The organism is Shewanella bicestrii (assembly GCF_002216875.1).
Classification (GTDB): Bacteria; Pseudomonadota; Gammaproteobacteria; order Enterobacterales; family Shewanellaceae; genus Shewanella; species Shewanella seohaensis.
In genome coordinates this window covers 2,928,050-2,943,353 of record NZ_CP022358.1, presented here as the reverse complement: position 1 = coordinate 2,943,353, position 15,304 = coordinate 2,928,050, and the positions used below count along the sequence as shown (strand labels likewise).

The following is a 15,304-nucleotide window of genomic DNA, read 5'->3' as shown; positions in this document are numbered from 1 at the left end:
CAGTGTTTTTAAGTAAACACTGCGCTTTTTTGATCTTAATGTGCTGCGTTATCGACATCCGCCCAATCGATGCTTAAGTCGGTCTCTTTTGCTCGTTTGCGCTGACGCTAGGCTAAAAGGGGGCATCACTATCCGAACTCTTTCGATCCCTGCGTTATTGAGCGGCATCAGAACTAGCCTCATTCGATTCATTAACATGTCATTTTCTAAGGCGAAGCTTAAGGAAATCTTAGCGTCAGCACCTAGAATGAAATTATCAAATCACATTGAAAATAGAGGTTTTTTTATTTTAGATTAATGTTAGGCTAGTAAAAAATGTGCGCAAGGACACACTTTTTAGTCAGCTAATGGAGGCGATACTGTGGGCGAACGCGATCTTTTAGGTTGTTTAACGGGTGAACATGTAGTGCTAGAACCCCTCTCTTTATCCCATGTTGCCGCCTTGAGTTTAGCCGTGACAGATGGCGAGTTGTGGCGTTTATGGTTTACCAGCGTGCCAGAGCCAAGCGAGATGAAAGCCTATGTGACTAAAGCCTTGGATGAGAAAGCACGCGGCGAGAGTTTCCCGTTTGCGGTGCGCGACCGTCTCTCAGGTGAGATTGTCGGCTGCACCCGTATCTGCCATTGGGAGAGCGAGCATCGCCATTTGGAGATTGGTTACACTTGGTATGCTAAGCGCGCCCAGCGCACGGGGATCAATACTGAATCTAAGTTATTACTGCTGACCTTTGCATTCGAAACCCTCGATGCCATTGCCGTCGAGTTTCGCACCCATTGGCATAATCAAGCATCTCGCCAAGCCATTGCCCGCCTCGGCGCCAAGCAAGATGGCGTGCTGCGCAACAATAAGATCCTCAAGGATGGCACGATCCGCGATACCGTGGTGTATTCCATTATCGATTCCGAATGGGCCACAGTGAAACACAACTTAGCATTTCGCTTACAACAGCGACCAGTAGAGTAGGGTGGATTGCTGCTTCAAATGGCGATGGTCATTCGCTATTTGGACTCGCAACACGCATGTAGATTTGAGGTTGGAAAGGCCGATGGCAAACATTATTTCTCGCGCTGACGTATCCCATAGTCATGAGGTTGCCCTGTTATTTAATGAGTATCGGCAGTTTTACGGCTGTAAGGATGATGTCCTCGCGGCGGAGCAGTTTATTCGTGCGCGTTTGCAGGATGCCTCGTCCGTGGTGTTTATGGCGCGCTCCCCCGAGGGAATGGGGCTGGGGTTTGTGCAGTTGTATCCCAGTTTTTCATCACTGCGTTTAGCGCCGATTTTTATCCTAAACGATGTGTTTGTCACCCAGCATGCCCGTTGTGTTGGCATCGGTCGGGCGTTGGTGCAACAGGCGGCGGAATATGCCAAAGCCCAGGGCGCTCGCGCCTTAGTGCTGGAGACCCAAAAGGAGAATGTCCGCGCTCAGGGATTGTATGAGGCCTTAGGGTTTGTGCGGGATCAGAAATTTTTAACTTACGAGCTTGAGATCCACTCATTGCTTAAGTAGTTTATGCTTAATTGCTAATAAAAAGGACAACAAGATGTTTAAAGCGTTTGCCGTTGCTGGCTTAATGTTAACCGTGAGCCATAGCGTAGTCGCCGATGAGGCAGAAAAGGCCTTTAGTAAAGAAGCCATTGAATGTGCTGCTTATTATCAAATCAGTTCCGAGGCCATTGGCGCCATGAATGCCCCGCAAATGCAAGCAGTGGGTGAGCGCTTAAAAACCTCTAAAGTCGAGGCTGAAAATCTGGCGAAGAAGTATCAGTCAGAAGCCGAAGTTACCCAAGCGGTGGCCGACGCTAAAGCGCGCCAGATCCAGAGTCTAGGCGGCTCAAGTAACTTAGGTGCGCTAATGGGCAAATATAAAGAAGAGTGTAAAAACCTGTTAGCCGATCCGCAAAAGCGCCTCGATTACTGGACCATGGCCACCATGTAAGTCTTGCCTGTGATAAACAAAGGAGCCTGAGGCTCCTTTGTGTTATCTGAAGTCTATTTTTAGATTTACTGTGGTTTAGCATGATTTAGTCTTAATGAATGTGATTCTGCCGATACTTGTGTCATGGCACATGCTATGTGTAATAGCGTACAGCTTTTGTCATTAAGATTACGGTTGTTGTAATAGAGTGTCGCTTTGGCGGGTCTTACTCCCTAGATGAGCATGGGCCTGATGGCCGCGAATAAGGGCGAGAGATAACCAATGATCAGTTTGGCGATAGCAACAATCCTGAGCGCAGCTGTGTGCGTTTACCACTTACTGGAGGGGAAACAAAAGCGGCTGCCGAAGCTGATGAGTGCGCCTTTATCTGAGCCAGATAAGCAGTGGTTCAGCGCGCTATTTTATTGCCAATCGGTATTCTATGTATCTACTACCGCGGTGTTTTTGGTGTGTGCGCTCAAACTCCTTCCTGAAATGTATAGTTATAGCCTATTGCTGTTTTTGGGGCTTAACTACGGTATGTATGCCATTTGGCTGTTTTACGTGGCGTTGTTATCCCCACCTCAAGCCAGCCTGCGACTCCGTTTGCAATCCTTAGTCTTTTTATTGATAGCCTTGCTTGCGGTGCTCAGTCCACTGCAGTTATAAACGCGTTCGTTGAACTAGGATTTCCCCTGCCAATAGACAGTACCTATATCACTTTAGGTGATTTATGGATAAGGCTGAAGATTCACTTCTCTATTTGCTCTATTGATCAATACAATAGGGACTATCTTTGGCAATTTGCTTGGCTGGTTTGTCGCGCACTTAGTGATAGCACTTAGTGGTAGCTTTTAGTGATCGTTGCGCTGTCATCGTCAGGTAATAATAGAGAGATTTCAGATTGCGCCATCTTACCTCGCACGTCTATGAATGGCTGGAACAGGGACATATCACGCCAACCGAGGCAAATGAACTCTATCGACAGTTATCCGTGCCACCCAACGCCGCCAGTTGGCGCAGCTTACTAGCGCAGCTTTTACAATGGGCGGGGGCGTTAAGCTTTGCCTGCGGAGTGCTTTTCTTTTTTGCCTATAACTGGCAGTCACTCGCGCGAATGAGCAAGTTTGCGCTGATTGAAGCGGCGCTATTAATTAGCCTTGTCAGCTTTGTCTGGTTGTATTATCGCAGCGCAGCGAAGCAGCTCGTTGACCCTTCTCATTGTTTGTTCGGAGCAACCCTTGCCAATGCTGCGCTGCTGGTGGTGAGCATGTTAGTGGGTGGGCTGCTCGCGCTAGTTGGGCAAACTTATCAAACTGGCGCCGATCCTTGGCAGTTGTTCGCCATTTGGGCGCTTGCGATTTTGCCCTTCGCATGGGTGGCAGGCTTTGATGGCCTATGGTTACTGCTGGTGGGGCTAGTTAATTTAAGCCTTGGGCTGTATGCCGATACGACTTTGCTCTGGCTGGATGAACAGTTGTGGTTATGTCTCTTTGTGGTCCTTAATCTGACTATCTACTACGGTTTTGTGTTTCTCGGCAGTACCAGCAGACGTTGGCATGCGCCATTCGTAGAGTATGCGAGTTCATTGACGGCCATGGGGTGCTTTACCTTACTGGTGTGTTGGATGATTTTTGAGCCGAGCGACACTAAGCCGCTGCTGGTTGCGGTGTGGGTTGGTTATTTTGGCCATCTATTGTTTGGATTCTGGTGGTTCAGGCACAAACGATTGCAGGTTTATCCCTTGGCATTGGGTGGCTTTAGCTTGATCAGCGTCGGCGCGGCGTTATTCACCGAACTGCTGTTTCGCAATAGCGATCCTATTGGCGGCTTTTTGTTGATTGGGCTTTACATCATTTTAGCGAGCACAGGCTTAAGCACTGTGTTAAGGCGATTGCATCGGCAAGCTAAAGCGGGCATCTCGCCTACGCAGACTCCCAATGAGAATGAGGAGCTAAGCCATGAATAAGCACCCCAATGAGTCGCTGCAAATAAGCGGCGTATCTGAGGTACAAACCTTGTGGCAGAGTTTATATGCTAAGGGCGCAGTGAATACCCCAGAGTTGCCCGATTCCCAAGACATGCCCTGGTATATCGCCCTGATGCAAGCTGGCGCGGCCTGGATAGCCGCTTGGTTCTTATTAGGTTTTATGGTGTCACTTTTCGATAGCCTGTGGGGGCGATTCGAAGGGGGCGCGGCACTTTTTATCGGTGGCAGCTATTTAGGCTTAGGGCTTGCCTTATATTGGGGCGGGCGCCAGCAGCACTTTTTGCAGCAGTTTGCCTTTGCCTCCTGTTTAAGCGGCGCGCTTGCTCTAGCTTGGGGGCTGTTTGATTTACTCGGCGACACCTTCAATCTGGCTTGGTATCTGAGCATGGCGGCACTGTTTTTACTGCTTTGGGGGATTATCAAGCACGCTGTGGCCCAGTGGGTATTTGCATTTGGCTGTAGTGTCTGCGTCACAGGCCTGTTGGCCGAGTGGCATCTCTTATCGTTAACGCCGACGCTGTGGCTGTTACTATCGAGCATTATGCTACTCAATCTTCACCGCACTGGGCACCACTATCAACGGGCGAGAATGTGGATTTTTGCCACCAGTGCAAATCTGATCACCATTCAACTTATGCATGTGTTTAGTCTGGATAGCGAGTTTTCGCAGTTGTATGCTGTAGATTGGCAATCGGGGATTACCGCGGTTCATTTACTGATCGTGTTTGCCATCTGCAGCTTTTTACTCCTGAGTCTGTGTAAACAATGGCAGACTCCATTGACCCATCCCGCCATATTATTTGCGCTTTTAGGATTAGTGCTCATTACTGCACTGTCTTTCCCCATGCAGGGATTATCGACGGCAGTGCTGCTGATATTGTTGGGGCACTACGGGCATGAGGCGTGGCTTAAGGGGATGGGAATCGCCTCCGGGCTAGTGTTTGCGGCGGGCTATTATTATTCCCTTGAGACGACCTTGATGCTTAAGTCTCTGTATTTAATGGGATTAGGCGGGGTGCTGATTATCGCAAGGTTACTGATGTGGCGCTTTTTTCCCATCACACAAGTGCAGGTTGAGCATAAGGAGCAAGCATAATGGATAAAGCGACCTTAGCATTAAGCCGTTTCCATAAGCGCGCCTTAGTCTTAGTAGTGTTTACCGCCGCGGTACTGCTGATAAGCATCAACTGGCGAATAGCCCAGTTTGAGCAGTTATTACAAGATGGCCAAGTGGTACGTTTTGCCTTAGCGCCAGTGGATCCTCGCTCGATTATGCAGGGGGATTACATGGCCTTGGAGTATGCCATTGCGCAGGAGGTGCGCGCCGCACTGCCTGAAGGGATGACGCAGGGGCAACTGCTGTTGACGCTCGACTCGCAAAAGGTGGCGCACTTTGTCGGTATTTACCGTGACCAACCAAAAACGGCTGAGCAACTCACGGTAGATTTTCGTCTGCGTAATCATAGAGTAAAGCTCGCCTCAAATAGTTTCTTCTTCGAAGAGGGCCAAGCAGACCACTTCAGCCAAGCCAAGTATGGAGAATTCAGAGTCAGCAAACGGGGAGAGTTGTTGTTGGTGAATCTGCTGGATGAGCAGTTGCAGCCGTTATAGCGTGCAACCCTGATGATCGTTAACAAGATGGTGAGCCATGCTCGCCATCTTCGCTATTTTTCCTAGTCCAATCCGCTAAATCGTCGCCTAAATATCCATCTTAAGTTGCAACTTGCGTGCAACTAATTTGTAACCTTGATTCCCTATAGTATCGTCAGTTTTCGAGGCTAAGCGCTTCGAAAAATCGTAAGTCTTTAACTTCAATACAAATATAAAAAAGATACTTATTAGGGGTCATTATGTTTAATAACAAAACACTGTTGGCGTTAGCCATCAGTAGCGTGTGTGGTTTTGCCCATGCTGCCGATAATCTGATTATTTCTGAATATGTTGAAGGCAGCAGCAATAACAAAGCCATTGAGCTGTACAACCCAACTGCCAATACTCTCGATTTAAGCCAGTATCAATTGCGCTTTTATTTTAATGGCAGCACCAATGTGGGCACGACTATCGCCCTAAACGGTACCTTAGCCGCAGGTGCGACTTATGTGGTTGCTGATAACGACGCATCGGCGGATATTCTGGCGGTGACGAATCAACAAAGCAGCGCGAGTTTTTTCAATGGTGACGATGCCATTGTGCTGACCTATCAAGACCAAGTGATTGATAGCTTAGGACAAGTAGGTGTCGATCCCGGCACTGAGTGGGGCAGTGGTGATTTATCGACGCAGGACAATACCCTGCGCCGCAATCCCGAACAGCTAATCGCCGATACCATTATTGATGATGCTGTTAGCTTTAATACATGGTTAGGTTTTGCCAAAGACGATATCTCGGATCTGGGTAAGTTCAGCGCAGGCACCCCCACCGATCCTGTTGAGCCGCCACCGAGTTCACTAGCTTGTGGTGAAGCCTCAACGCCTATCCATGCCCTACAAGGTTCGACCAATGTCAGTCCGTTAAACGGACAAACCTTAGTGGTAGAAGCCATAGTGGTGAGTAACCAAGAAGCTGGCCTAAAGGGCATCTTCGTGCAAATGGCCGACAACGAAGCCGATAACGATCCTCAAACCTCGGAAGGGGTGTTTGTTTATACCGGTAATGCGCCTACGGGTTACGTGGCGGGCGACCGTGTACGCTTAAAGGCTAAAGTCACTGAATATCAAGGCTTAACGGAACTGACTACCGTTGCCGATCATAAACTGTGCGCCGCAGGACAACCCCTACCCGCAGCCGCCGTGGTGACATTACCTGTGAATTCGAGCGATGACTTTGAACCATTTGAAGGCATGCGCGTCCGCTTTAGCCAAGATCTGGTGGTGAACGAAGTCTACAACTTGGGCCGCTATGGTGAAATATCACTCGGTAGCAGCCGTCACTTTATTGGGACACAAGTCGCTGCGCCAGGTGCCGATGCCTTGGCCGTCACTGCGGCCAATCTTAAAGACAGTATTTTACTCGACGATGGCTTAACGGCTCAGAACCCTGATCCTGTGATTTTCCCTGCGCCAGGTTTAAGCGCGTCGAACACTGTGCGTGTGGGTGACAAAGCCACGAGCCTGACGGGCGTTATGCACTATGGCTTTAATCTCTATCGCATTATGCCGACTGAGCCAGTTAATTTTGTGGCGGAAAATCCTCGTCCACAATCGCCAGTGCTTGCCGAAGGTGGCAACCTGAAAGTCGCTAGCTTTAACGTACTGAACTACTTTAATGGCGATGGGCAGGGCGGTGGTTTCCCTACTTCGCGCGGTGCCAATACCCTGAGTGAGTTTGAACGTCAAAAAGCGAAGATTGTCAGCGCTATGGTGGGGATCAGTGCCGATGTGTTTGGTCTGATGGAAATCGAGAACGATGGCTTTGGCGCCAACTCGGCGATTGCCGATCTCGTGGCGGGCCTCAATGCCGCCGTGGGTGAAAATCGCTATGCCTATGTTATTCCAAAGGTCAATGGCAGCAACTTAAGCGCTATTGGTACGGATGCGATTACCGTCGGTTTAATTTATCGCAGTGACAAGGTGAGCCCTCAGGGTGATGCGCGTATTTTATCGAGCGCTAACTCTCCCTTAGATGATGCCGGGCAGCCGCTGTTTGACGACAGCAAAAATCGCCCTATGTTGACTCAAGCCTTCGCGCTAAACGGCAGTGATGAAAGTGTAGTCGTTGCGGTTAATCACTTGAAATCTAAGGGCAGTGAGTGTGCTGGCGATCCAGATATGAACGATGGCCAAGGTAACTGCAATATTACCCGTACCCGCGCAGCATCGGCAGCAGGGCAGTGGATTGCCGCGCAGTATCCAGAGCAAGGCGTACTGCTGATTGGCGACTTAAACTCCTACGCTAAGGAAGATCCGCTAAGCGCATTGGCTAACGCTGGCTTTAGCGAGTTGTTTGCAAAACTCGAAAAAGCCAATCCTTATTCCTATGTATTCTCGGGTGAATCTGGGCAGTTAGACCATGCGCTGGCCAATGCCGCGTTAGTGGATAAAGTCCTAGATGTGACCGAGTGGCATATCAATACCGACGAGCCGCGCGTGTTAGATTACAACGAAGAGTTCAAGACGGCTGCGCAGGTGCAAGATCTGTACGCCAGTGATGCTTATCGCTCATCGGATCATGATCCTGTGGTGATTTCACTCCTGCTCGAAGCGGAAAAAGTGGCTCCTGAGGCCAGTTTCACTCAGGTAGTGAATGGTGCGAGTGTGCAATTGACGTCAACCTCCATTGATAGCGACGGCCAAATCGTCTCTACTGAGTGGGACTTTGGTGACAACACTCAAGCCATGGGAGAGGCCGTATCTCACACCTATGCGCAAACTGGTGATTATCTAGTGACGTTAACCGTGACCGATAATGACGGCTTAAGCCATAGCAGCTCACAAATGGTGTCTGTCGTAGTTGAGAACGTGAAAAAGCCACCCGTTGCGCAAATTCAGCACATCAATTTATGGCTAGTCGATATGTTTATTTCGACCAGCTATGACACAGACGGTGTGATCAAGCAGCATAAGTGGAAGTTTGATAACGGTAGCCGTGCAAGTGGTCCTGTGGTGTTTCGTCAAGCTCGCCGCGGACTCCATACGGTCGAGTTAACCGTGAAAGACAATGATAAATTAACGGATACCACGTCACTGACCTTCCGTTAAGCGTTAGCCCCTTTCTTTAAATATCAAAAGCCTGCTATTGCAGGCTTTTTTACGTTTATTCACTTACTTTAATTCATCACTTACTTAATTGACCATAGCGTGCTTGAAATTCAAGCTAAGTCGATTTAAGTATCTATCCGCTTGCGCTAAGATAACGCCACTTAAGGATTTTTACTCACAGGGAGCAGGCGCATCACAATGAATGCAGACACCTTGGCGTACCTCAATCAGCATCAATTAACCTCGGTGATGAGCCTCACTAAATGGCGTCAACTTGAGCTGGCACTCCATGAAAAGCCGGACTTTATGCCTCATGTGCGTTATAAGCTGCTGGAAGATGAAGGGCCAAATCCAGGTTTTACGCCAGTCTGGTGGAACGAGTTACTCGCGATTTGCGAGCGGATTGAATGGCTTGAGATTGACTCGCTCAAAAGAGAACACCGCGGCAGATTACTGCCGGAAAAGACCACGGATTTTACTGCCTATATCGAGGCGCAACTGTACAAGTATCGACTCCCCTACAGTAAAGAAGCACAAGGGATCAGGATTTGGGGCTATCTTCGCCCCGATGCGGCTATGCCGGTATTTTGTATTGCACCTGGTGGCGAGACGATAAAGGAAGCGTAAGCAAGTTCAGACGGCAGATAAAAAGCGGGGCGCTAATTGATTAGCGCCCCGATAAGGATTAAAGCACGATATAAAGCGGCCAGCCGAGTAGACCGACGAGTCCTTCTTTATGCTCGAATCTTTCTAAACGCTCAGGTGAGGCATCACTAAGCAGCAGTTCGCGGTAGCTTTTCGCGAAATTCAATGTACGCATCAATGCTGGCGCAAAGTTTTTACCCAAATCTTTACCGATAGTCTCGGCCAGCTCCGCGGGGAGTTCCGCCAAGGCTTTTTGGGTTTGCTCCTCGATATACTCAAGGCTAAACCATTCGTCCTGTAAGCTGATTTTGGCAATGCGCTTTTTCAGATCTTGTCTGACTTTGGCATTATCAAACAACATCCGATACAGCACGGCTTCGGCCAATACGCTCTCCAGATTTAAGAAATCTAAAGGATCGTAGCTGGTTTGGGCATAAAACTGTGCCATTAGCGCCGCAATCGATTGCTGACGTTGGTGCTCGGCCAAGGCATCCTGGTAGGCCTCATAGCCCAGCCACTCTTCGGCATCAGGCGGCGTAGAGACTTGTTCCAGCAGGAATTTGTCCACATCACCATAGAGCGACTTACCATTCGCCAGCTTATGTTTGCTGACGACGCTGAGCATGCTCCAACCCTTTTGGAAGCATTTGACTACGCCGTCGCTGGTGAGCAATAAACGTATCGCTTGCTGTTGATCCTGATCAGACAGTTCCATTAATCCGAGACTGACGACGCCAATGACATCGTGCGCCGCCTGTTCCAGTAAGTGCATCTTGTACTTGTTGTAGAACTTATCCGCCAATTTGAGGCTCATCAAAATGGCTTTAGATTTGATTTGTGCGAGCTGCTCACCGCTAAGGGTGTCGTCTGCTTGGCCTTTGGCCAACACCTTGCTCAGGTATGGGCCTTGGTCTAAATCACGCAGTACCAGTTGCATCTAGGGATCCTTAATCTAAAAAGCTAAACATATCATCCACTTCTGCGTATTCGTCCGTGACTTGGTTTTTCTCTTTGGCTTGGATAACCAGTTCATTGACGAACTTATTAATGATCATCTCCCAGCCAGAGCTTTCGTTACGCAGCAGGTTTTTAATGGCTTTTTCTACATCGGGTGCCAGCTCATGGATTAACGCCATCAGACTACGTGGGTCATCTAGGCTTAAGCTATGGGCTTCTTCACTGTCGACACGGCTGTCATAGCCGACGGTTTCGGTATCTTCTTCATCGTCGTAATAATCGTTGAAGTGGTCTTCATCGTCGTGGCGCTCACCCAACATCATCTCGATAAAGGGGATAGACAGATAGAAGAGGCCGGCGGGATCTTCGGCAATACATTCTAAAATAGCGGTTTGTTTTTCTTCGCTATCTTGGATGCGAATTAAATAAGTCAAAAAATCAAAGGTATGCTGAATGAGTTCTTCGGCGTTGTTCTTGATTTTTTCTTCCCAATACAAAGGTTGCTGACAGACGATGTCGCGAATTTGCTCAGGGGTCATCAGCTCCGACATAATTGACGGGCAGGAGATATCGTGGTGACTGTTGATTTGCGTCAGGGTCACAATATCCATTTTTTCAATGACTTCGACTAATTGCTCATCGTTCATTGTGGTGGCGATGAGTTCGAAACGTTTACTGGCCTGTTTTGGCTCGACATCGGCGAGCTCTTTAATCTCGGCAACAGTTATTTCAATGAGACTAGTGTTCATTAGCGGTCCTCATCATCGTAGTGATCGTAGTAGCCATCTTCCTCTTCGCCGTCATCATCGTCGTCATCGGAATAATCGGCGTAATCACTGTCTTCGTCTTCAAAATCATCGTCAGCGCTGCGTTTAGGCGCAGGTGCACTTTTGCCTTGGTTTTCCAGTAAATAGAGTACGGCGCAGCTTTCAATCAATAAATCTTCTGAATAGGCGCGCACCGCTTGCACTAATGGAACATCGGCATTGTTAAAGCCGATAGTGACCTTGAACTCGTCCCACTCGGGTTGCGTTGCGGTGTTAATCCAGTGAGCCCACTTGAGCTTGGCGTCACTTGGAAATTTTACTCGGCCATAGAGTGCTACAGGCAGATACTCGGGTACCGACTCGAGCATTTTTGGATCGGCCTGTAATACTTTTTTGATTTGACTGGTAAATTGCTCCAATGCTTTGGGCGTATCCGGGTCATCATAGGACTCGATATTGTCGTAGGCATTGGTCTTAAGCTCATTAATGCGTGAGATATTCAGTTTTTTGGCCATGGGCATGTCTCGAAATAAAAAGCTATCAAACAAACAGCTTCTCAAAATAAACCGTGTTGCAATAAAAGGTCCAAATTAAGGGGCTTGGCAAACTAAGCTCATTAATTTGGCACTCCCAGCGTTGCACTGGAAATAACCCGCTTAAGGGTAAAACTGATCCCATAATTCGCGCATCGCGCCATTGGGATCGGTCACGATCACATTGTTGAAGTCTCGGATAAACGCATTTCTAAGCTTGGGATCTGAGAGCACTTCATAAGCTTTTTTAACGCGCTCAAGTTGCTGTGATGCTTGCTCTTTTTCTTCATCAGAGGCACCTAACAACTTATCGGGATGGTATTTGTTTGAGAGCCGGCGATAGGCTTTTTTAATGTCGTCTTCTTTGGCGCTAGGTTTGATACCGAGCACACTAAAGTGGTTAATCATATTTGTACCTGCAGGCGATGGGTTGGTATCGCAAGATAAAAGGCTAAGTGCTGATTATCTGTCAATTTGTGGAATTATGATTAGTCAGCGATGGATCATAGCAGAAATGCGTATTGGGCGGCAAACGACTCTGTTGGCATTTATGACTGAAATCCTGGCATTAATTAGGCTTGATGAAAATCGCCGACGCTTTGGGAAATGAGGTATATAAAGTCAAACAGGGGCGGGGAAAAGATAAAAGTAACCCTTGTGAGTTTAGGTTTGTAACTTCAGTGTGATTTACACCAACGACCTTCGCCCGTTGTTTATAAAGGGGCTGAGCCCGACGTGCGTCTAGTTACAACTGATTGAAACAACTATGGGGCACAAGACGTGAATTTTAGACAAAAAAAAACAGCTTAATGCTGGCCTAGTGATAATAAGTAGATAATTGGTTGCGGGAGCTGGATTTGAACCAACGACCTTCGGGTTATGAGCCCGACGAGCTACCAAGCTGCTCCATCCCGCGTCCGATTATTACTTTATTTTTATCCGTCAATTGGTTGCGGGAGCTGGATTTGAACCAACGACCTTCGGGTTATGAGCCCGACGAGCTACCAAGCTGCTCCATCCCGCGTCCGATATTGAGGATTTACAAGATTCGATATCTTTTTGAATATCATTACCTTGGCTTTAAATTGGTTGCGGGAGCTGGATTTGAACCAACGACCTTCGGGTTATGAGCCCGACGAGCTACCAAGCTGCTCCATCCCGCGTCCGTCTTTAAAGCGGGGCGAACTATAACGGCAGCGCTGTGGCATTGCAAGGAGGAATTTCAAAAAAGTGGACGAGTGCTTAAATATGAATCGTAATGGGGGAATTTCGGACAATCTGGGCGATATGCCCCGTTTATCTGCAGTAAAAAGAGTGCTAACTGTCTGACTAAATCGAGTTTCGGCTAATAACTGTTTATCTTTTATGTCGCTTCACAGGTATAATGTCGCTTTGATTTTGACTGCGTATTGATTATCCCATGCTTAATTTTTTTGCTGCCGCCCCTAAGGGCTTTGAATATAGCTTAGCCCAAGAACTGACAGAATTTGGTGCGACTGAGATTAAAGAGAGTGTTGCCGGTGTCTATTTTACCGCGCCGCTTGCCTTAGCCTACCGTATTACCCTGTGGACGCGTTTGGCCAGCCGTATCGTGCTGGTGATCTATAAGGGCCCCTGTGAGTCGGCGGAGCAATTATATAACGCAGCTTATTGTATTGATTGGTCAGCTCATTTCTCCAATCGCAACACTTTTAGTATCGATTTTCACGGCACTGGCGGCTTTATCAACAACACCCAGTTTGGTGCGTTAAAGATTAAAGATGCGATTGTTGACCGTTTCCGTGATGACGGTGATGCCCGTCCAAACGTCGCTCGTATCGATGCCGACATTAAAATCGACGCCCATTTCCGTAATGGGGTGATTACCATTGCGATGAACTTCTCGGGACCTTCTTTGCATCAACGTGGTTATCGCTCTACGACCGGTGAAGCTCCGTTAAAAGAAAACCTCGCCGCCAACATGTTGGTACGCAGTGGCTGGAAAGCCGCGCCAACCACCTTACTCGATCCTTTCTGCGGCAGTGGTACTGTGCTGATTGAGGCCGCATTAATGGCTGCCGATATTGCTCCAGGGTTGCAGCGCAGCCGTTTTGGTTTTGAGCATTGGCGCCGCCACGATAAATCCACCTGGCATGAGATTTTAGAAGAAGCCAAAGCGCGCGCATCCTTAGGTGTAAAACGTTGTGACGTGAAGTTCTACGGCTCGGATATCGATTCGCGCTTAGTGGCACTGGCAAAACGCAATGCGCAAAACGCCGGTGTACTTGAACTGATTGACTTTAAAGTGGCTAATGCGCTCAATGTCGAGCCGCCTGCTGGCGAAGGTTACCTCATTACTAACCCTCCCTACGGTGAGCGTTTAGGCAGTGTCTCTGAGCTATTGCAGCTGTATTACCAATTAGGCGACAAGTTTAAAAAGGAGTTTGGCGGCTGGAAAGTGGCCATGCTCTGTAGCGATATCGAGCTAATTTCGGCGCTGAAACTCAAAGCCGATAAGCAGATGAAGATGTTTAACGGTGCGCTAGAGTGTGCCTTTAACCTTTATACCTTGCACGCGCAAAGCACTCGCCGTGATACGCCCGTATTGCCAGAAGGCGTGGACATTGCCGATATCGCACCAGCGTTTGCGAACCGTATTAAGAAAAACGCTAAGCAATTAGAAAAGTGGGCGAAAAAAGAAGGTATCGACAGTTACCGTTTATATGATGCCGACATTCCCGAATATAACGTCGCGGTCGACCGCTATTTAGACCATATCGTGGTGCAGGAATATATGGCGCCAGCCAGTATTCCAGAGGCTGTGACAAAACGCCGTTTAAGCGATGTGCTACTGGCTCTGCCTACTGCAATTGGTGTCGATCCGCACAAGATCACTATGAAGACCCGTGAGCGTCAAAAGGGCACCAATCAATATCAAAAGCTGGATGAGCGAAAGCTTGAACTTATCACCACTGAATATGGCGCTAAGTTTAAGCTGAACCTGACGGGCTACTTGGATACTGGCTTGTTCCTTGACCACAGATTAACCCGCCGTTTAGTGGGACAAAAATCGAAAGGACGCCGGGTATTGAACCTGTTCTCTTACACAGGTTCTGCCTCTGTGCATGCCGCATTAGGTGGCGCTAAGTCGGTCACAACGGTTGATATGTCAAACACCTATCTGGCGTGGGCAAAGGAAAACTTTGCCTTAAACGATCTCAGTGGCAAGCAGTATGAGTTTGTGCAGGCCGATTGTTTGCAATGGATCCGCGATAGTGCGCTCGATAAATCTGCGCAATATGATTTGATTTTTATCGATCCGCCGACCTTCTCTAACTCCAAGCGGATGGAAGATTCCTTCGATGTGCAGCGTGACCATGTGAATTTACTGGGCATGCTCATCAAGCTGTTAAGTCCAAATGGAGAAATTGTGTTCTCCAACAACAAACGTAAGTTTAAGATGGACACCGAAACCTTGGCCAAGATGAAAATCAAAGTGGAAAACATCGATGATCTGACCTTGCCGATGGATTACAAGCGCAATCCCCATATCCATAACACTTGGCTTATCACCCATGCATAATGTACTGCAAGCGGGTTACATTCTATACCACACCGAAGGGTGTCATTTATGTGAACTGGCTGCGGCATTGCTTAATGCCGCCGAGGTGCCCTTTACGGCCATCGATATTTGTGATGATGAAGCCTTAGTTGAACGTTATGGCGTGTGTATTCCCGTGGTGAAGGCCGCGGATGAGCGTTGCCTCTTTTGGCCCTTTGACGCTACCCAATTACAAGAATTTTTAGGAGCTTAGT

The 15,304-nt window shown here is 48.2% G+C and carries 15 protein-coding genes and 3 tRNA genes; 11 read left to right on the top strand and 7 right to left on the bottom strand.

Annotation, left to right across the window (positions count from 1 at the left end; translation table 11 throughout):
• Window positions 1-361 precede the first annotated feature (361 nt).
• The 9 genes from CF168_RS12800 (at window position 362) to CF168_RS12760 (ending at window position 9,234) form a co-directional block, all read left to right on the top strand.
• Entirely contained in the window at window positions 362-964 is a 603-nt protein-coding gene (locus CF168_RS12800) for a GNAT family N-acetyltransferase (protein WP_011622309.1), read from the top strand.
• Between the two features lie 82 nt (window positions 965-1,046).
• A complete protein-coding gene (locus CF168_RS12795; protein WP_011716633.1) occupies window positions 1,047-1,511 on the top strand; it encodes a GNAT family N-acetyltransferase in 465 nt (154 codons plus the stop codon).
• A gap of 34 nt (window positions 1,512-1,545) precedes the next feature.
• Window positions 1,546-1,941, top strand: a complete 396-nt coding sequence (locus tag CF168_RS12790; protein ID WP_011625878.1) for a hypothetical protein — start codon at window positions 1,546-1,548, stop codon at window positions 1,939-1,941.
• Between the two features lie 261 nt (window positions 1,942-2,202).
• The gene (locus CF168_RS12785; RefSeq protein ID WP_089068048.1) at window positions 2,203-2,589 is read left to right on the top strand and encodes a hypothetical protein; all 387 of its coding nucleotides are present in this window, start codon (window positions 2,203-2,205) and stop codon (window positions 2,587-2,589) included.
• A gap of 235 nt (window positions 2,590-2,824) precedes the next feature.
• Window positions 2,825-3,889, top strand: a complete 1,065-nt coding sequence (locus tag CF168_RS12780; RefSeq protein WP_089068047.1) for a DUF2157 domain-containing protein — start codon at window positions 2,825-2,827, stop codon at window positions 3,887-3,889.
• Window positions 3,882-5,006 (top strand): DUF4401 domain-containing protein, encoded by a 1,125-nt coding sequence (locus tag CF168_RS12775; protein ID WP_089068046.1) that lies wholly within the window; start codon window positions 3,882-3,884, stop codon window positions 5,004-5,006. The genes CF168_RS12780 and CF168_RS12775 overlap by 8 nt, the downstream gene beginning before the upstream one ends.
• Window positions 5,006-5,521 (top strand): GDYXXLXY domain-containing protein, encoded by a 516-nt coding sequence (locus CF168_RS12770; RefSeq protein ID WP_086904440.1) that lies wholly within the window; start codon window positions 5,006-5,008, stop codon window positions 5,519-5,521. The genes CF168_RS12775 and CF168_RS12770 overlap by 1 nt, the downstream gene beginning before the upstream one ends.
• A 239-nt stretch (window positions 5,522-5,760) precedes the next feature.
• On the top strand, window positions 5,761-8,607 hold the full coding sequence (locus CF168_RS12765) for an ExeM/NucH family extracellular endonuclease (protein WP_089068045.1): 2,847 nt from the start codon (window positions 5,761-5,763) through the stop codon (window positions 8,605-8,607).
• A 198-nt stretch (window positions 8,608-8,805) separates the two neighbouring features.
• Window positions 8,806-9,234, top strand: a complete 429-nt coding sequence (locus tag CF168_RS12760; protein WP_089068044.1) for a DUF6678 family protein — start codon at window positions 8,806-8,808, stop codon at window positions 9,232-9,234.
• A gap of 58 nt (window positions 9,235-9,292) precedes the next feature.
• Here CF168_RS12760 and atcC read toward each other — a convergent pair whose 3' ends face one another.
• The 7 genes from atcC to CF168_RS12725 form a co-directional block, all read right to left on the bottom strand.
• Window positions 9,293-10,189: a cold adaptation protein AtcC gene (gene atcC / locus CF168_RS12755; RefSeq protein ID WP_089068043.1), complete on the bottom strand. Its 897-nt coding sequence runs from the start codon at window positions 10,187-10,189 to the stop codon at window positions 9,293-9,295.
• A gap of 10 nt (window positions 10,190-10,199) precedes the next feature.
• Window positions 10,200-10,958 (bottom strand): cold adaptation protein AtcB, encoded by a 759-nt coding sequence (atcB, locus tag CF168_RS12750; protein ID WP_089068042.1) that lies wholly within the window; start codon window positions 10,956-10,958, stop codon window positions 10,200-10,202.
• Window positions 10,958-11,491, bottom strand: coding sequence for a cold adaptation protein AtcA (gene atcA / locus CF168_RS12745; RefSeq protein ID WP_041412985.1), 534 nt, complete (start codon window positions 11,489-11,491; stop codon window positions 10,958-10,960). The genes atcB and atcA overlap by 1 nt, the downstream gene beginning before the upstream one ends.
• Before the next feature lie 141 nt (window positions 11,492-11,632).
• Window positions 11,633-11,917 carry a cold adaptation protein ActJcold adaptation protein ActJ gene (atcJ, locus tag CF168_RS12740; RefSeq protein ID WP_011622321.1) on the bottom strand — a complete coding sequence of 95 codons (285 nt, stop codon included), beginning with the start codon at window positions 11,915-11,917 and terminating at the stop codon, window positions 11,633-11,635.
• A 431-nt stretch (window positions 11,918-12,348) separates the two neighbouring features.
• Window positions 12,349-12,425, bottom strand: a tRNA-Met gene (locus CF168_RS12735).
• A 31-nt stretch (window positions 12,426-12,456) separates the two neighbouring features.
• Window positions 12,457-12,533: transfer RNA gene (locus CF168_RS12730), tRNA-Met, on the bottom strand.
• A gap of 62 nt (window positions 12,534-12,595) precedes the next feature.
• Window positions 12,596-12,672 (bottom strand) — tRNA-Met (locus tag CF168_RS12725).
• A gap of 257 nt (window positions 12,673-12,929) precedes the next feature.
• Between CF168_RS12725 and rlmKL the strand changes: the two genes are divergently transcribed.
• Entirely contained in the window at window positions 12,930-15,071 is a 2,142-nt protein-coding gene (rlmKL, locus tag CF168_RS12720; RefSeq protein ID WP_089068041.1) for a bifunctional 23S rRNA (guanine(2069)-N(7))-methyltransferase RlmK/23S rRNA (guanine(2445)-N(2))-methyltransferase RlmL, read from the top strand.
• Window positions 15,064-15,303: a glutaredoxin family protein gene (locus tag CF168_RS12715; protein ID WP_089068040.1), complete on the top strand. Its 240-nt coding sequence runs from the start codon at window positions 15,064-15,066 to the stop codon at window positions 15,301-15,303. The genes rlmKL and CF168_RS12715 overlap by 8 nt, the downstream gene beginning before the upstream one ends.
• Window position 15,304 lies beyond the last annotated feature (1 nt).